At 62.6% G+C, this 16,043-nt stretch carries 17 protein-coding genes; 7 read left to right on the forward strand and 10 right to left on the reverse strand.

What is annotated here, in order from left to right:
- Positions 1-18 precede the first annotated feature (18 nt).
- The 5 genes from FJ960_RS24605 to FJ960_RS24625 form a co-directional block, all read right to left on the reverse strand.
- Positions 19-1,722: a phospholipase D-like domain-containing protein gene (locus FJ960_RS24605; protein WP_140717447.1), complete on the reverse strand. Its 1,704-nt coding sequence runs from the start codon at positions 1,720-1,722 to the stop codon at positions 19-21.
- A 475-nt stretch (positions 1,723-2,197) separates the two neighbouring features.
- Positions 2,198-2,398, reverse strand: a complete 201-nt coding sequence (locus FJ960_RS24610; protein ID WP_140509276.1) for a hypothetical protein — start codon at positions 2,396-2,398, stop codon at positions 2,198-2,200.
- A 76-nt stretch (positions 2,399-2,474) separates the two neighbouring features.
- The gene (locus FJ960_RS24615) at positions 2,475-2,705 is read right to left on the reverse strand and encodes a hypothetical protein (protein ID WP_140717449.1); all 231 of its coding nucleotides are present in this window, start codon (positions 2,703-2,705) and stop codon (positions 2,475-2,477) included.
- Positions 2,706-2,861: 156 nt separating this feature from the next.
- On the reverse strand, positions 2,862-3,371 hold the full coding sequence (locus FJ960_RS24620) for a hypothetical protein (RefSeq protein ID WP_140717451.1): 510 nt from the start codon (positions 3,369-3,371) through the stop codon (positions 2,862-2,864).
- 11 nt (positions 3,372-3,382) lie between these two features.
- On the reverse strand, positions 3,383-4,213 hold the full coding sequence (locus FJ960_RS24625; RefSeq protein ID WP_140717453.1) for a class I SAM-dependent methyltransferase: 831 nt from the start codon (positions 4,211-4,213) through the stop codon (positions 3,383-3,385).
- Positions 4,214-4,297: 84 nt separating this feature from the next.
- Between FJ960_RS24625 and FJ960_RS24630 the strand changes: the two genes are divergently transcribed.
- From FJ960_RS24630 to FJ960_RS24640, 3 genes are all read left to right on the forward strand, one after another.
- Positions 4,298-5,224: a LysR substrate-binding domain-containing protein gene (locus tag FJ960_RS24630; protein WP_140717455.1), complete on the forward strand. Its 927-nt coding sequence runs from the start codon at positions 4,298-4,300 to the stop codon at positions 5,222-5,224.
- A 92-nt stretch (positions 5,225-5,316) separates the two neighbouring features.
- The gene (locus FJ960_RS24635; protein ID WP_140717457.1) at positions 5,317-7,332 is read left to right on the forward strand and encodes an amidase; all 2,016 of its coding nucleotides are present in this window, start codon (positions 5,317-5,319) and stop codon (positions 7,330-7,332) included.
- Between the two features lie 24 nt (positions 7,333-7,356).
- Positions 7,357-7,776 (forward strand): VOC family protein, encoded by a 420-nt coding sequence (locus FJ960_RS24640; protein WP_140717546.1) that lies wholly within the window; start codon positions 7,357-7,359, stop codon positions 7,774-7,776.
- A gap of 14 nt (positions 7,777-7,790) precedes the next feature.
- Here FJ960_RS24640 and FJ960_RS24645 read toward each other — a convergent pair whose 3' ends face one another.
- The 3 genes from FJ960_RS24645 to FJ960_RS24655 all read right to left on the reverse strand — a co-directional run bounded on the left by FJ960_RS24645 (position 7,791) and on the right by FJ960_RS24655 (position 9,903).
- The gene (locus FJ960_RS24645; protein ID WP_246672933.1) at positions 7,791-8,036 is read right to left on the reverse strand and encodes a hypothetical protein; all 246 of its coding nucleotides are present in this window, start codon (positions 8,034-8,036) and stop codon (positions 7,791-7,793) included.
- Between the two features lie 150 nt (positions 8,037-8,186).
- Positions 8,187-8,831: a ThuA domain-containing protein gene (locus FJ960_RS24650; RefSeq protein WP_140509287.1), complete on the reverse strand. Its 645-nt coding sequence runs from the start codon at positions 8,829-8,831 to the stop codon at positions 8,187-8,189.
- Positions 8,832-8,880: 49 nt separating this feature from the next.
- Positions 8,881-9,903, reverse strand: coding sequence for an LLM class flavin-dependent oxidoreductase (locus tag FJ960_RS24655; RefSeq protein ID WP_140509289.1), 1,023 nt, complete (start codon positions 9,901-9,903; stop codon positions 8,881-8,883).
- Positions 9,904-10,021: 118 nt separating this feature from the next.
- On the opposite strand from FJ960_RS24655, the gene FJ960_RS24660 reads away from it, so the two are divergent.
- Complete coding sequence (locus FJ960_RS24660) at positions 10,022-11,107, forward strand: CaiB/BaiF CoA-transferase family protein (protein ID WP_140717459.1); 1,086 nt, start codon at positions 10,022-10,024, stop codon at positions 11,105-11,107.
- Positions 11,108-11,189: 82 nt separating this feature from the next.
- Positions 11,190-11,690, forward strand: a complete 501-nt coding sequence (locus FJ960_RS24665; RefSeq protein WP_140717461.1) for a peptide deformylase — start codon at positions 11,190-11,192, stop codon at positions 11,688-11,690.
- A gap of 76 nt (positions 11,691-11,766) precedes the next feature.
- Here FJ960_RS24665 and FJ960_RS24670 read toward each other — a convergent pair whose 3' ends face one another.
- Both FJ960_RS24670 and FJ960_RS24675 read right to left on the reverse strand, forming a co-directional pair.
- The gene (locus FJ960_RS24670) at positions 11,767-12,042 is read right to left on the reverse strand and encodes a hypothetical protein (protein ID WP_140717463.1); all 276 of its coding nucleotides are present in this window, start codon (positions 12,040-12,042) and stop codon (positions 11,767-11,769) included.
- Positions 12,043-12,176: 134 nt separating this feature from the next.
- Positions 12,177-13,673 carry an aldehyde dehydrogenase family protein gene (locus FJ960_RS24675; protein WP_140717465.1) on the reverse strand — a complete coding sequence of 499 codons (1,497 nt, stop codon included), beginning with the start codon at positions 13,671-13,673 and terminating at the stop codon, positions 12,177-12,179.
- A gap of 370 nt (positions 13,674-14,043) precedes the next feature.
- Between FJ960_RS24675 and FJ960_RS24680 the strand changes: the two genes are divergently transcribed.
- Together FJ960_RS24680 and galE are read left to right on the forward strand one after the other, a co-directional pair.
- Entirely contained in the window at positions 14,044-15,018 is a 975-nt protein-coding gene (locus tag FJ960_RS24680; RefSeq protein WP_140717467.1) for a UDP-glucuronic acid decarboxylase family protein, read from the forward strand.
- A complete protein-coding gene (gene galE / locus FJ960_RS24685) occupies positions 15,015-15,986 on the forward strand; it encodes a UDP-glucose 4-epimerase GalE (RefSeq protein ID WP_140717469.1) in 972 nt (323 codons plus the stop codon). Before FJ960_RS24680 ends, galE begins: the two co-directional genes overlap by 4 nt.
- The last annotated feature ends 57 nt before the right edge of the window (positions 15,987-16,043 follow it).

Consider the following 16,043-nt stretch of genomic DNA (forward strand, 5'->3'; position numbering starts at 1 on the left):
GGTTTTCCCGGAATTGCTCTAGGTGCCTGCCATCCAGAACGCCAGCATCCGCTTGGTCTCGCCGGAGGTCCGGCGCTTTTGCCAGTCCGGGTCACGCGACAGATATTGGAAGGGATCCTTCCTCTCCTTGGCCGCCTCCGCGAGATAGGCACGCCAGCGATAGTGGCTGTAGGTCTGCATGGCGTTGATGGCGTAGTGCATGGCGATCTTCTTGTGGCCCCGAATGACGATGAAGTTCTCGTCGTTTGCGGCACTCGCCGAGTGCGAAAAATTATGTGAGCCCGTGACGACGATGGGATCGTCGCTGAATGGATCGATCACCAGCACTTTTGAATGCGTGATGGCGTGACCTATGGCCGATTGGAAGTCGGCAGCCGTACCTTCCACGGCCCATTGCCCAACCGGTTTCTCAACCCCGGTGTCCTGCGCCGCATCGAGGAAAAAATCCTCGGGCTTCGCCTTCAGCAGCTTGAACTCCTCGAGACCCTTGCCGGTAAATCGGGTCGCGACGCCGCGCACATAGAGCTTCTTCTCCTTTTGAAGCCTGAGCAATGTTCGCACCGGCTCGTTGCCCGGCTGAAACATCACGAAAAAGACCCCATGCTGCGCACCTTCCACCAGTTTGACGAGTTCCCTGATGTCGATTTCATCGCTCAAACTCGAGAACCAGCTGTCGATGGCGCCGGCACCGAAAGCGATGCCTTGCTCGGGCGAATTGTTGGATCGCAGCAGGTCGTCGGAAATCGCGCTCTTTGCGTCGACCAGCAGGTTGAACTGCGCTTCGTACCGCTCTGCCAGCACCGGATGCTCGAGCATGATGCCATTGTTGAGCTGCGTGCAGAGACCGGTCGGTGTCCAGTTCGTGCTCCCGGTCCACACCTTGGCCGGCTCGAACTTGTCGTTCGCAGCGCGCCCGATGACCAGGAACTTGTTGTGGGCCAGTGCTTTCGGTGCGAGGAAGCGGTCGTGCACGACAACATCCGCGCCGCGCAGACGCGCCCGCGCATCCGCGTTTTCGTCCTCGCCCTCGGCATCGACGCTTCCATTCGCCAGGACGATCTTCGCCCGTTTGCCGATGGCGCTCAGCCCGTCGATGAGTTCCTCGTCGCTGAGCTCATAGAGCGCGGCATGCAGCTCCAGCTCCTCATCGGCCGCGACCTCGGCCATCATCTTCAGCATCGTTTCGCGCAAAGTGCCGCCCAGAAAGGCCCTCGCCTCACGGTCGACATTCTTGCTGACGATGACGGCGGTTTCCTTCAACTCCTTGAGCGTGATCCCCTTGCGCTTCATGTAACGCGCCATGAACTGCGACAGCACATAACCCCGGTTGAAGTGGACACTCGCACCGTCGCCGCAATCGGCGGAAAGTGTCAGCATTTCGGACCATTCGCTCGCCGGCCCGTCTTCCAGCGCGCCAGAGGCACCCTTGACCCTCGCGACGATACGATAGGCAATGACGTCGCCAAGGTCGGCGGCGTGGTCTGTCCAGTCATAGCGTTGGAATGGCCAGATCCGCGAGGAACGCGAGGTGATCCGGTTGCCGTCCTTGTCGACCTCCGTATCGTCTTCGAACCCGACGCGGTTCGACAGATAGTTGGGGGCGGAGGCGCCGCGGCGGCACTGGATGGCAAATCCCAGACATCCCTCAATGTCCTCCTGATGCGACCAGACGAGATGCACATCGTCGGCATTTGCAAACACTTTCAAGATGATATCGGCCACATCAGCCTCCCTCGCCGCTGTCAGCGCTTCTTATCGTCCCTATAACAGTATCAGCACTGGATAAGTCAGTATAGAAGAGCTTTCATCCGAGAGTCCAGCAAACGAAAGAAGGGGGAAAAATGCATATAAATTGCCGTCTTTCGATAAAATTGGCAACATTCCTCGCTCATAATTCGCCGGCTTATTAAAGCTCAAAACTCAACCTTTGCCTCATCCGAACTCGAAGCTTGTGCCAAGCGTATTGCAGAGGTAGGTTATTGCCTGGACCGCTCGCGCCGGCGTTCCGGCAAGAAGAGCCCAAATATTGGGCGGATTTATTTCCTATGGCAACATGGACGCGCCGGTCGTTTCCTGCCGCGCCCTCCCGCCCGATCCGAAGCGCGGACGACATTGCGTTTTGAAGGAATCCCTTCGGCCACACGAAACGGCACGCATGCCGGGTCCGAACCCGATCAAAATGTCGATTGGGTCGGAGCTAAAGATCGAGCTCCACCATCATTCCACGCTCCTCTGCCATTTCCAGCAGCAGATCCTGCAGGGTCTCAATGGTCTGGGCCTTGCGGGCTGTCGCCGGCAGTTCCTCGATACTCTCCTTCATCGAAATCACGGCAGACCCGGTTTTCTCCGAGAGCAGCCGTGCGATAGCTGCGCGGATAAGCGCATTCTGATCGGGCATGATTCCCCCTTCATGCTATAACGGCACCATTTTCTTTCATGCTGTATGCCTTGTCGCAACTTATGCGAGCATTCATTCACGCCTGCAAGTCGTCTCGTTGATATTCGTATGATCGACAGCCGCTCAACAGCGAGAGCGACGGCACCCTGCTGTCGTCGGGTTCCATGGCGGCGAGCAGGGCGAGCGGCACTTCGTGCCGACAGAGCCCGATCAAGATCCTGCCTTCTACCGCAACCGGTAATTCGGTGTATCTGTCGAAAATGGAAAACGTGCCTGTCGGCTCGTACAGGATCTCGAAACGCTCCAAATCACAAACCTCATCTCCCCGGAAGGCCTGTAACGCACGCACCCATCAGAGGTTGCATAACGAATCGATTTTTCCCGAGGGCCGCCGCTGAGGGCCGAAATCATCGAGAAGATGAAGGAGGCAGGCGGCAAATGAGGCTGATGCCGTCCCTCCTCATCAGGGGTGGGAGCCCTGAACCGCCTCGGGCCGGCGACGCATCAGCAGATAGAACGCGGCGACGTGCGTGATCATCAGAAGCGGCACATAGAGGATCGGGATCGCGTAGGCCGCCCCCAGTTCCCCTGCCAGATCGGGAAGGGCGAGTTGGACCCCTTGATAATAGTCGACGACGATGTCGACGGCTCCCACGAGATTGAAGGCGATGACAAGCGGCCAGAATAGCTGATGTCTGCGTGCCGTGAGAAGCGCCAGCATGGCCAGCAGGCCGGTGGCGAAGTCACCACAGGCCGCGAGGACGGCGAAATCAGCCGGCAGATTGGGCCCGACGACACCTGGAAGCATGAAGACAAGCCCGAAGAAGCGGAAGCTGTGCAGCGTGGCGATGGCGCGTTGCGCCTCGAGGCGGTCCATCGCTTTGAGCCTGGGCCAGGCATAGGCGCCGAAGCACAGCAACCATGGCACGTAGCCCAGAGCGAGATGGATGTCGAAGATCATGGCCGGCGACATTCCTGCCTCCTTCAAGCCTTGCCCGGAATGGCTTCGAAGATGGCGGTCAGAATGCCCAGCCGGCCTTCCCCGAGATTGCGTCCGAGGTTGGCGGCAACTCCCGCGAAGTCCGACCCCATGACGAGGCCGAGATTGAGCAAAGGGGGCGGTCCGGACGCCCGCAATTGCGAAAACCACGCCTTGGCTGCCTCGGTGTCGTCTTGCCATACGAGCGTTTCAAAGCCTGCCTGCTCGATCCGCGCAAGCGTTTCAGCCGCGGTGAGCAAGAAACTCTCCGCCGGGCTTCGTGCCCAGGGAACGGGATAATGCGGATCGCCGCCGTTCAACACGACGTCATGGGTGGCAAACCTGCCGCCCGGCTTAAGCACCCGCCTGATCTCGTCATAGAGCCGTCCGCGCTCGGTGATGTTCATCGCCACGTGTTGCAGCAACACGACATCGAAATGGCTGTCGTCGAAGGGAAGCGCCAGCGCGCTGGCGCCCTCGAACGTTACCTGTTCGCTCAGCCCCATTCGTTCGGTCAGATAGTGCGCTGCCTCGACAAACGGCTCACTGAGGTCTACGCCCGTCACCCGGCAGCCATGGGTCGCCGCCAGGAAACGGGCCGGCCCACCGAGCCCCGATCCGACATCGAGGACGATCGTTTCCGGGCCAATTCCGGCCAACCCGGCAAGCTCGGCGGTCGCCGCCAGCCCGCGGGTGTGGAATTGGTCGAGCCCCGCCAACTGCTCCGGCATGAGCCGTTGGCCCTCTGGTCCCAAAGCGGCCAGCGCCGTCTTGAGACGATCGGTCAGGCCGCTCGCGCGGTAATGAGCGCGCACTGCGTCGAGATTATCCGTCATTGCGGTTTCCTCTGGATTTCCGTCGTTGCCGCAGAGATAGACGCGCTTTCTAACCGCGACTATCCGCGATAATGTCGATGCGCCATGAAGCAGAACTTCACAGTCAGGCAGGGAGCGCTCGACGGCGTCGAGGCCTTCCTGAGCGTCGCCCGGCATCGTAATTTCCGCAAGGCGGCGGCCGAGCTCAAGGTAACGCCGTCGGCGATGAGCCAGGCGATCCGCACGCTCGAGGCGCGCATCGGCGCCGCGCTCTTCACCCGCACGACGCGCAGCGTCGGCCTGACCGAAGCCGGGGAGCGCTTTCTGTCACGTGCCGGACCTGCATTCGAGGAACTGGTTGCCGCGAGCGAGGTGGCGCGCGACCTCGGCCAGCGGCCGACCGGACTGCTGCGCCTCTCGGTACCGCCGTCGGTGGTGCCGATCCTGCTGGAGCCGCTCATCGCATCCTTCTGCCAGGCCTATCCGGAAATCGAGCTGGAGATCGTCGCCAGTGGAGAACTCGTCGATCTTGCCGCCGAGGGCTTCGACGCCGGCATCCGGCCCGGCGAATTTGTCGCCGCCGACATGATCGCGGTGCGCTTGACGCCGCCGCTGCCATTCGTGGTCGTCGGTAGCCCTGATTATCTGCGCCAGCGGAACGTGCCGCAACGCATCGAGGATCTGCGCAGCCATGCCTGCCTGCGCATGCGCCGGTCAAACGGATCGATCGCGCCCTGGCCCTTTATCGACGGCAACAAGTCGGTCGAGGCCATCGTCTCCGGGCCGCTGATCGCGCATGATTATCCGACGCTTCTGGGCGCGGCGATGCAAGGGGCCGGCCTTGCCCAGGTGCCCCAGCCGCTCGCCAGCGTGCCGGTCGCTGACGGCCGGTTGCAGGAGGTGCTGAGGTCCTTTGCCGTGACCTTGCCTGGGCTTTTCCTGTACTACCCGGGGAAGCGCCAGGTCTTGCCCAAGCTGCGCGCGTTCATCGACCATGTCAGGCACCGAGGCGACGCCGAGGCACGCGCCTGAGCTACCTGGCCCGCAACGAATTGCAATTGGCGCTTGCCGAAGCCGGCGGCCTTGCTCATCCATGGCAAACAAACAACAGCCTGGGAACAATGATGACCGACGCCAGCTTTCACCTCGTCGAAGCGACGATCGACCAACTGCGCCGCGCGCTGGATGACGGCCTCGTCACCAGCATCGAGCTGGTCGCGGCCTATCTCAGGCGCATCGCGCATTTCGACCGGCACGGCATCGCGCTGAACGCCGTGCCCGTGCTCAACCCTGATATGTTCGAGGATGCCGCCGCTTCCGACGAGCGGCGCCGGCAAGGAAAGACACTCGGGCCGCTCGACGGCATCCCCTACACCGCCAAGGACAGCTACAAGGTCAAGGGCCTGACGGTGGCGGCCGGCTCGCCGGCCTTCGAGCATCTCGTCGCCAACGAGGATGCCTTCACCATCGCCAGGCTGCGTGCCGGCGGTGCGGTGCTGATCGGCCTCACCAACATGCCGCCGATGGCCAATGGCGGCATGCAGCGCGGCGTCTATGGCCGCGCCGAAAGCCCCTACAATGCCGATTACCTGACCGCCGCCTTCGCGTCGGGTTCGTCCAACGGGTCCGGCACGGCAACGGCGGCCAGCTTCTGCGCCTTCGGGCTCGGCGAGGAAACCTGGTCGTCCGGCCGCGCTCCCGCCACCAACAATGCGCTCGTCGCCTACACGCCCTCGCGTGGCGTGATCTCGGTGCGCGGCAACTGGCCCTTGGTGCCGACCATGGACGTGGTGGTGCCGCACACGCGCAGCGTACCCGACATGCTGGAACTGCTCGATGTCATCGTCGCCGACGATCTGGAAACGCGAGGCGATTTCTGGCGCGCGCAGCCTTGGGTCGCTTTGCCTAGAAGTTCCGAGCTACGCCCGCCGCGCTACACGGACATGACGTTGGAAGGGTCGCTCCGGGGCAAGCGGCTCGGCGTACCCAGAATGTATATCGGCCGCGACAGCGAGGCCGACCGGCCGATCGCAACCCGCGCCTCGGTGCTGGCGCTGTGGGAACAGGCGGGTGCGGATTTGCAACGGCTGGGCGCCGAGGTGGTCGAGGTCGATTTTCCCGTCGTCTCCAACTACGAGCGTGACCGTCCCGGCGCGCGAACCATGGTCGAGCGCGGACTGGTGCCGCGGGATTTCGCCGAGCGCGAACTCTGGGACCTCAGCATCTGGGGCTGGGACGATTTCCTGCGCGCCAATGCCGACCCCGCTTTACCCGATCTCGCCGCGGTCGACGGCCCCAGGATTTTCCCGCAGCCGCCCGGCACGCTGCCAGACCGTTATGAGGGCGGCTTCGACTTGGCGCAGTATGTCGAGCGCGCGAAATCGGGCGTCACGCCGTTGGCCGACATTCCCACGCTGGAGGACGGCATCAAGGGACTGGAGACGACAAGGCGCATCGATTTCGAGGACTGGCTAGACGACAACCGCCTCGACGCCGTGATCCTGCCGGCCGCCGCCGATGTCGGACCGGCGGACGCCGACGTCAACGAGGCGTCCGCCGATCTTGCCTGGCGCAACGGCACCTGGGTCGCCAATGGCAATCTGGTCTGGCGCCATTTCGGCATCCCGACCGTCACCGTGCCGATGGGCACCATGGCCGACATCGGCATGCCGGTCGGCCTGACCTTCGCCGGCAAGGCCTATGACGACGAAAAGTTGCTGCGCATGGCCGGCGATTTCGAGCGCGCCACTCAGCGCCGCACCCGCCCGCCGCGCACGCCCGAGCTGGCCGGCGATGTGTTTTCAGGCCAACCCAGCCGAGCCGGCAATGGCAAGGCGCCCGCGCTCAAGCTTATGGCCGTGACACGGGCTTCGGGTGATCTGGACGAGATCGCCATCACACTCGAAATGGTTGGCGAGGTTGCCGAAACGGCCAGCGTCAAGGTACATCTCAACGGAGAAGCCGTGGAGATGCAGCGAAGCGGTGCGTGTTTCACCGGGCGGGCGCTTGTCCCTGCCGCCGAGCATCGTCGGTCCCACAGTGTCTGGCGCGGCTCGTACGGCTCCATTGTCACGGCGGAGCTGCGACTGCATGATGGGCGCACCGCCGGCGTCTATGCGGTTACCGGCGGGATTGGGTGAGGAGCAGCCAGGATGGGCTCAGCCATGATCAAGGTCAAGCAACTCGCCCATGTCTGCATCTTCGCCGATGACCTCGAAGAGACGCGGCGCTTCTACAGTGATGTCCTTGGCATGGACGTCCAGTTCAACTTCCTGCGCGACGGCGCGATTTTCGGCTTCTACCTCAATTGCGGCGGCCGCAGCCATGTCGAGGTTTTCCAGAAGGACGGAGCACGGTTCAGCGAGACGGACCAGATCAACCATTTCTGCCTGGAGGTCGAGAACATCGACGCCGCGATCGCCCACATCACGTCCATGGACGTCGACGTCACCGCCAAGAAACTCGCCTGCGACGACACCTACCAGGCCTGGCTGCGCGACCCTAACGGCGTGAAGATCGAACTGTTCGAATACACCGGCAAAAGCGCGCAATTTACCGGCGGCGATCGGGTCGCCGACTGGTAGAGCCTGATCAAGATTTAACGCTTTGCGGCATGGGCAAGGTATGAGCGGATCGTTTCCAGCTTGTCTTGCGACAAGCCGGAGATGAGAGCTTCGTCCATATGCCCTGCGAGAATGAGACGGGTAAACACGTCCAGAAGCTGGGAGTAACGGTAGTCGAGCGTCCCGTCGATCTCCCGTCGCTGTTCCCGCAAAAAATCCTCGACCTCCCACATCTCGGAAGGTTGCGTAGCTGCACTGGCCCTGCTCTTGAACTCGGCCATCGTCTTTGCCAGCGCCACCTCCAACGCCGCATCGACGCCCGGCGCGTGATCTTCTTTTCGGACGCTGACCAGCTATCCCGGGTGTCCATCACCGTCTCCGCGCATCTCCTCCGACCCTAAGCCCAGGATTTCATGAAACCGCGCTTACGGCTAGCGCGCGGCCCACAGCAAACCGCGCTCGGCAATCAGCGCCATTTCCGGCACCGCGAACTCGTCCGCCGTGTGGCCAAGCGAACTGTAAAAGACCTTGCCGGCGCCATAACGCCGCTTCCAGACGACCGGCATGACGACGCCGCCAATCCCGGGGAAATGCGCGTCGGTGAAGGTGGTTGTCGCCAGCACCTCGTTGCCCGGGTCGACATGCATGTAATATTGCTCCGACCGGTAGGCGAAGCCACTGACGCCGCTGGTGATCGGGTCGTCCGGCCGGGCGATGACGACACGATAGTCGATGATGTCGCCGGGATGCGCGACCCATTGGCCGCCGGTCATGAACTGGTAGTCCGGCTCATTGCGAAAACTGTCGCCCATCGTGCCGTGAAAACCGCCGAGCCCGCTCCCTTGGCGAACCGCCTGCGTCAGGTTCTTCAGTTCCGCTTTTTCGATCGTCGACATGGTGATGACAGGCACGATGAGATCGAATGAAGCGAGGTCCGGATCGGCGAACATCGCCGTGCCGTGGCCGAGCGTGACCGCGAACCCGTTACGCTCGAGCATATCGCGCACGACGTTGGCGCTGCGCTCCGGTGTGTGGCCTTCCCAGCCGCCCCAGGCAATCAGGGCTTTCTTCGACATGCAGCAACCTCCCTCGATCTATTAGACCGACGACCGCTCGCCGCATGGGTCAGCGCCAGCCGAGCGCCGGCGCGACATGGGTGAGGATCGCCTCGATGACATGGGCGTTGTAGTCGACGCCGAGCTGGTTGGGAACCGTGAGCAGAAGCGTGTCGGCCTCGGCAATCGCCTCGTCCTGCGCAAGCTCCTTGATCAGCACGTCCGGCTCGGCGGCGTAGCTGCGGCCGAAGATCGCCCGCGTATTCTCCTCGATGAAGCCGATCTGGTCGCGGCTCTCATTGCCGCGGCCGAAATAGGCGCGGTCGCGATCGTCGACCAGCGCGAAGATGCTGCGGCTGACCGAAACGCGCGGTTCGCGTTCATGTCCGGCCGCCTCCCACGCCTCGCGATAGATGCGGATCTGCTCCGCCTGCTGGACATGGAACGGCTTGCCGCTCTCGTCGAATTTCAGCGTCGAGCTCTGCAAATTCATGCCGAGCTTCGCCGCCCATTGCGAGGTGGCGTTGGTGGCCGCGCCCCACCAGATGCGCTCGCGCAAGCCCTCCGAATGCGGCTCGAGCCTGAGCAGGCCGGGCGGATTGGGAAACATTGGCCTTGGGTTAGGCTGGGCGAAGCCTTCGCCGCGCAGCGTGTCGAGGAAGACCTCGGCGTGATGGCGGGCCATGTCGGCGTCGCTTTTGCCTTCCTGCGGCACGTAGCCGAAGTAACGCCAGCCATCGATCACCTGCTCCGGCGAGCCGCGGCTGATGCCGAGCTGCAGGCGTCCGCCGGCGATGATGTCGGCGGCACCCGCATCCTCGGCCATGTAGAGCGGATTTTCGTAGCGCATGTCGATGACCGCCGTACCGATCTCGATGCGGCTGGTCTTGGCGCCGACGGCCGCCAGCAGCGGGAATGGCGATGCGAGCTGGCGGGCGAAGTGATGCACGCGGAAATAGGCGCCGTCCGCGCCGAGCTGCTCGGCCGCGACCGCGAGATCGATGGATTGCAGCAGCGCGTCCGAAGCTGAACGCACCTGCGATTGCGACGAGGGCGTCCAGTGCCCGAATGACAGGAAACCGATTTTCTTCATCGCCGTGAAGTATATGCGAGCGGCACGTGCTTCAATGGCAAAAGAGCGGGGTTACACACCGTCGCCCTCTCGGTGCCAAAAGTTCGCAATACAAAGCACCAACGCTGTGGAGGATGGGATGCTCAGGGGAATCCGCATCGTCGAGATCGAGGCGCTGGGGCCGGCGCCCTTCGCCGGCATGTTGCTCGCCGATCACGGCGCCGATGTCATTGTCGTTCATCGCAAGCTAGCGTCCATGCAGGGCGCGCCTGAGCGCTCGCTGCTCGATCGCGGCAAGCGCTCCATCGCGCTCGACCTGAAGAATGACGACGACGTGACCGTGCTGATGCGCCTCATCGCCACCGCCGACGGGCTGATCGAGGGATTCCGGCCCGGCGTGCTGGAACGTCTCGGGCTCGGCCCGGAGGCCTGCTTCGCCGTCAACCCGCGCCTAGTCTACGGCCGCATGACCGGCTGGGGCCAGGACGGACCGCTGGCTTCCACCGCAGGACATGACATGAACTATATCGGCCTGTCGGGCGCGCTCTGGTACGCCTCCTTGCCGGGAGAACCGCCCATGGCGCCGCCGACGCTGGTCGGCGACATAGGTGGCGGCGCGCTCTATCTGGTGATCGGCATGCTGGCCGGCATCATGAACGTCCGCGGCGGCGGCAAAGGCACCATCGTCGATGCCGCGATCGTCGACGGCTCGGCCCACATGATGAACCTGCTGATGTCGCTCAGCCAGTCTGGCGCGCTCGCAGCCGAGCGCGGTCAAAGCCTGCTCGACGGACCGCATTGGTGCCGCGTCTACCGAACATCGGATGGCGGCTTCATCAGCGTCCAGTGCATCGAGCCGAAATTCTACGCGCTTTTCCTCGACAGGCTTGGCCTCGCCGCCGATCCGCAATTCGCCAACCAGTTCGATCGCGATCTCTGGCCGGCGCTCGGCCACCGGCTTGCAGCGATCTTTGCCACGAGACCTCGCGACGAATGGGTCAAACTGTTCGAAGGGTCCGATGCCTGCGTCGGACCTGTGCTTGGCCCCCATGAAGCCGCCCGGCATCCGCACATGACCGCGCGTGGCACATGGCAGACGGTGGACGGCGCGCTTCAGGCGGCTGCTGCGCCGCGCTTTTCCGGAGGGGAACAAAAGACATCGGCCAAGAGCCCGGCGCGCGGCGAGCACGATGCCGAAATCCGTGCGGGCCTGGCGGAACCGTGATGGCGCCGTGTTAGGCTATACCAGCTTGGCCGGTAGTCTACGGCCTCACCCGACGAAGTGACTGGCAGACAGGACGAGGTCAGTGGCGGTTCGACCGATCATAAAGTTCCCCAATCCCCTCCTTCGTGCCGTCGCGGAGCCTGTAGAGCTGTTCGACAGGGAGCTGCACGGTTTGGCCAGCGACCTCATCGACACCATGCATGCGGCGCCCGGGATCGGCATCACCGGCCCGCATATCGGCATCTTGAAACGCCTGGTGGTGATCCAGCTTCCTTCCGCCGCAAAGCGGGGAATCTATGTAAATCCATCTGTCATCCAGGCCTCCACCGAGATGATCCGTCACGCGGAAGGCAGCGTTTCGATGCCCGGCGTCACCGAGGACATCGAGCGGCACGCCCGCATACGCGTCCGCTATCAGGATCTGGATGGCAATGAGCGGTTCGAGGATGCCGAGGGCCTGCTGGCGGTTTGCCACCAACATGAGATCGATCAGCTCGACGGGCTGTTCTGGACGCACAGGCTGACGCGCCTCAAGCGTGATCGGCTGATCAAGCGCTACGGCAAGCTGATGCGAGCCTCCTAGGCGCTGTACCCGCAAGAGAAGCGACACCGGCACCGTGTCACCTTCGCAACGTGCTGGCCTGATGGCCGGCAGCCGATTATTTCCCGCAGTGGTGATCGTTGATCTTGTTTATCGCAAACCCGTCCGGACCAGTCCGGTGGTAGGAGCAGGCCCCCGCAGCCGTCGTGAACAACTGCTGGTCATAATAGCGCGGGCCGCCGAACAGAAAATCGATGAGATCGTCGTCGGCCGGAACATAGCGTTCCTGTTCGCCTTGTTGGTAGTGACGGTGCTTGGCCCCCGCGAATGCCGAGGACATGCCGAAGCCCATTGCGACCGCAAGAACGCAGATCGCTAACCGTTTGGTCGTCATCGCAAACACCCTTCTGTTGGGATTCCATCTTATATTCAAATCCTCAGATGACGAGAAGTTCCTGGACCAGAGCGTTGCCAGCCGATTTGCGGCCGCACGCAATGCCGCCCGGCCTCACCTGAATGTCGGGACACCTAGTCGGTCTGGATCCAGACCGACTTCGTCTCCAGATACTCGTGCAGGTGCTCGATGCCGCCTTCGCGACCATGGCCGGACATCTTCATGCCACCGAACGGCACCGCCGGGTCGATGGCATGGTACATGTTGACCCAGACCGAGCCGGCCTTGATGCGGCGCGCCAGCTTGTGCGCGGTGCCGAGATGGCTGGTGAAGATGCCGGCGGCCAGACCGTAGGGCGTTGCGTTGGCGCGGGTGACGGCCTCGTCGAGCGTATCGAACGGCATCGCCGAAATGACCGGCCCAAAAATCTCTTCGCGCGCGATGGTCATGGTGTCCGACACCGCGCCGAACACGGTCGGCGCGATGAAGTTGCCGCCATCATAGAGTTCGCCTGTCAGCCGCACGCCGCCGGCGACCAGTTCGGCGCCTTCGTCGCTGCCGGCCTTGATGTAGCCTTCCACCTTGCCGGCTTGCCTCGCATTGATGAGCGGCCCGATTTCGGTTTCCGCCTGGATGCCGTGGCCGACGCGCAGCCTGCCGGCGAACTCGGCCAGCCGGCGCACGAATTCGTCATGGATTTCGCGCGCCACGAACAGGCGCGAGCCGGCAATGCAGATCTGGCCCGAATGCACGAACACCGCCATCGCCGCGATCGGAACCGCCTTGTCGATATCGGCGTCGCGGCAGACGATGATCGGTGACTTGCCGCCCAGCTCCAGCGAAACGCGCTTGAGATTGGTCACCCCAGCCCGCGCGATCGCTTGGCCTGTCAGCGTCGAGCCGGTGAAGACGATCTTGTTGACGTCGGGGTGTTCGGCGAGCCGCGCACCCGCTTCGGCGCCGGTTCCGGTGACGATGTTGACGACGCCGTCGGGTACGCCCGCTTCCTGCATCAGCCGGGCGATCAGCAGCGGCGTCAGCGATGCATCCTCCGAAGGTTTCAGCACGACAGTGCAGCCCGTGGCGAGCGCCGGCGCGATCTTCCAGATCGAGGCGGCGGTCGGCGCATTCCAGGGAATGATCGCGCCGACGACGCCGACCGGCTCGCGCCTTGTGAAGGTGACGATCTCGCCGGGAATGGAATTGTCGATCGCCTCGCCATGCAGCGCGGTCGCCATGCCGCCATAGAAGCGCAGCATGCCGATGACGCGGCGCCGGTTGGCCAGCGTGCGCGTGATCGGCAGCCCCATGTCGAGCGTGTCGGAGACGCTGAGGTCTTCCCAATGTGTCTCGAACAGGTCGGCGATCCTGAGCAGCACGCATTGCCGCTCGTAGGGCGAGAACTTGGACCAGGGACCTTCGAACGCCGCGCGCGCCGCCGCCACCGCCGCGTCGACATCGGCAGCTCCGCCACGCGGCACCGTCGCCAGCACTTCGCCGGTCGCCGGGTTCAGCGCCTGCATCTCCTCGCCGGACTGCGCCGCGACCCACATGCCGCCGATAAACATCGGCCTGAATTCGCCACGATAGAGCGCCGTGGCCTTCGTCCTCGGGTCGAAATTCAGCGTCATCTTTTTCTCCTCCCGAATTCCGTGGCGACTAATACTCCCGGCGCGGGCGACCTCAAACAGGAAAGCTGAAAAGGCGTTTTGGCGGCCACGACCGGGGGCACGCAGCGCATCCGCATCGGCCCGCGCGGGCGTCTTAAGTCAAGGCTGACAGTGGACCCGCAGGGCGAGAAGCCGTCGGAAAATCAACTGGTTAGCAGGCGTCTGGCCAACCCATACCCTTCGTGTGATCCAAACAATGCCGAGACACCGCTGGGCGCGCACTTAGGCAACATGTCTTGTCGGTAATGTAAATTGAAAGCGGTAGGCTGGAAAGTCGCCCAACTGTCAGGCTAGTTCCTGAATTATCCTAAATCGGCCTGGAGATCCCAAAATGCAGGTGGCAAAACGAATCCTGGTAACCGGAGGCGCGGGTTTCCTGGGATCGTTCTTGTGCGAGCGACTGCTTGGCGAAGGTCACGAGGTTATATGTGTCGACAATTTCTTCACCGGAAGCCGAAGAAATGTCTCGCATTTGCTCGACAACAGGTCCTTCGAGATCATCCGCCACGATGTCACGTTTCCACTCTACGTAGAAGTTGACGAGATATACAACCTCGCCTGCCCTGCGAGCCCGGTTCACTACCAGTTCGATCCGGTCCAGACGACCAAGACCAGCGTCCACGGGGCGATCAACATGCTGGGCCTGGCCAAGCGCGTTCGCGCAAAAATTCTTCAGGCGTCCACGTCGGAAGTTTACGGCGACCCCGAAATTCATCCGCAGACCGAGGACTATTGGGGCCGGGTAAACCCGATAGGACCTCGTTCCTGTTACGACGAAGGCAAAAGATGTGCCGAAACTTTGTTTTTCGACTATTGGCGACAGCATAGGCTGCGGATCAAAGTCGCGCGCATCTTCAACACGTACGGCCCGAGGATGCGTCCGGACGACGGCCGCGTCATTTCCAACTTCATCGTGCAAGCACTGCAGAACGAGCCGATAACAGTGTACGGCACGGGCCAGCAGACACGTTCATTTTGTTATGTCGACGATCTCATCGTAGGTCTGGTTCGCATGATGCAGACAGCTGACGATGTTACCGGTCCGATCAACCTTGGCAATCCGGTCGAATTTACGATGCTCGAACTCGCCAATCTTGTGATCGAGCTCACTGGAAGCCGGTCGACTGTCGAATTCATGCCGCTGCCGATCGACGATCCAAAACAGCGACAGCCCGATATCGGGACAGCCTTGCACGAGTTGAATTGGAGGCCGGAAACCGCATTGCGAGATGGTCTTGCCAAGACCATCGCCTATTTCGAAGGCTTGGCTTCGTCTGGGCATTTGCGGCCCGCGGCCGCCGAATGAAGACAGTCCTGGTCACCGGCGGGGCCGGCTATATCGGATCACATTGTTGCAAGGCTTTCGCCGAAGCCGGTTGGTCCGTCATTGCATATGACAATCTCTCGCGCGGTTGGCGCGACGCGGTCAAATGGGGGCCGCTCGTCGAGGGCGATATTTGCGACGCCGCGGCCGTGTCGGCGGCGCTGCGACAATACAAGCCTGATGTGGTGGCGCATTTCGCCGCCTACGCCTATGTGGGCGAGTCCGTCGAGCGCCCGGAACTCTATTATCGAAACAACAGTTTCGGCTCGCTGGTTTTATTCGAGGAAATGCTGAAGGCCGGCGCCGACAAGCTGATCTTTTCCAGCACCTGCGCGTCCTATGGCGTACCGGTTCGCTCGCCGATTGACGAAATGCATCCGCAGTCGCCCATCAATCCCTATGGATGGTCGAAATTCATCATAGAACGGATGGTGGACAGCCTGTCATTCGCTCATGGTCTGAACGCGGTCATGCTCCGGTATTTCAACGCGGCCGGATGCGATCCCGACGGCGAGATCGGTGAACGGCATGAACCGGAAACACATGTCATACCGCTCGCTATCGAGGCGGCGGTCAGGCCGGGCCGGATCTTTACCGTCAACGGCACCGACTTCGATACCCGCGATGGAACCGCGGTGCGGGACTATGTCCATGTCACCGATCTCGCGCGTGCCCACGTCCTGGCAGGGGAGAAGCTTCTCCGCGACAAAGGTGTCGACGTCTACAATCTCGGAACCGGAACCGGAACGACGGTGAAGGAATTGGTCGATGCGGTGAACCGGGCTTCGGGATCGCGCGTTCCGGTGGTCTACGGTCCGCGCAGGGCTGGTGACCCGCCAGCGCTCGTGGCCGCGGCCGGCAAGGCGCACCGGGAACTCGGCTGGGTGCCCGAGCAATCTGGAATCGACAGGATCGTCGAGACGGCATTGGCTTGGTATCGCAGCCGATAGCTACGCCAGACGGCCGGGTGGCCCTACGCCACCATCCAGAAAAGCGGCGTCCTCAAG

It is taken from the genome of Mesorhizobium sp. B2-3-11, assembly GCF_006442215.1.
In the GTDB taxonomy this organism is placed as follows: Bacteria; Pseudomonadota; Alphaproteobacteria; order Rhizobiales; family Rhizobiaceae; genus Mesorhizobium; species Mesorhizobium salmacidum.

Excerpts from the sequence above, each read along its gene's own strand:
- FJ960_RS24620 (WP_140717451.1), bottom strand. The coding sequence starts at position 3,371 with ATGTCGCCGGCCATGATCTTCGACATCCATCTCGCTCTGGGCTACGTG.
- galE (WP_140717469.1), top strand. The coding sequence starts at position 15,015 with ATGAAGACAGTCCTGGTCACCGGCGGGGCCGGCTATATCGGATCACAT.
- FJ960_RS24675 (WP_140717465.1), bottom strand. The coding sequence starts at position 13,673 with ATGACGCTGAATTTCGACCCGAGGACGAAGGCCACGGCGCTCTATCGT.
- FJ960_RS24640 (WP_140717546.1), top strand. The coding sequence starts at position 7,357 with ATGATCAAGGTCAAGCAACTCGCCCATGTCTGCATCTTCGCCGATGAC.
- FJ960_RS24635 (WP_140717457.1), top strand. The coding sequence starts at position 5,317 with ATGACCGACGCCAGCTTTCACCTCGTCGAAGCGACGATCGACCAACTG.
- FJ960_RS24625 (WP_140717453.1), bottom strand. The coding sequence starts at position 4,213 with ATGACGGATAATCTCGACGCAGTGCGCGCTCATTACCGCGCGAGCGGC.
- FJ960_RS24660 (WP_140717459.1), top strand. The coding sequence starts at position 10,022 with ATGCTCAGGGGAATCCGCATCGTCGAGATCGAGGCGCTGGGGCCGGCG.
- FJ960_RS24680 (WP_140717467.1), top strand. The coding sequence starts at position 14,044 with ATGCAGGTGGCAAAACGAATCCTGGTAACCGGAGGCGCGGGTTTCCTG.
- FJ960_RS24645 (WP_246672933.1), bottom strand. The coding sequence starts at position 8,036 with ATGGCCGAGTTCAAGAGCAGGGCCAGTGCAGCTACGCAACCTTCCGAG.
- FJ960_RS24670 (WP_140717463.1), bottom strand. The coding sequence starts at position 12,042 with ATGACGACCAAACGGTTAGCGATCTGCGTTCTTGCGGTCGCAATGGGC.
- FJ960_RS24630 (WP_140717455.1), top strand. The coding sequence starts at position 4,298 with ATGAAGCAGAACTTCACAGTCAGGCAGGGAGCGCTCGACGGCGTCGAG.
- FJ960_RS24655 (WP_140509289.1), bottom strand. The coding sequence starts at position 9,903 with ATGAAGAAAATCGGTTTCCTGTCATTCGGGCACTGGACGCCCTCGTCG.
- FJ960_RS24650 (WP_140509287.1), bottom strand. The coding sequence starts at position 8,831 with ATGTCGAAGAAAGCCCTGATTGCCTGGGGCGGCTGGGAAGGCCACACA.
- FJ960_RS24610 (WP_140509276.1), bottom strand. The coding sequence starts at position 2,398 with ATGCCCGATCAGAATGCGCTTATCCGCGCAGCTATCGCACGGCTGCTC.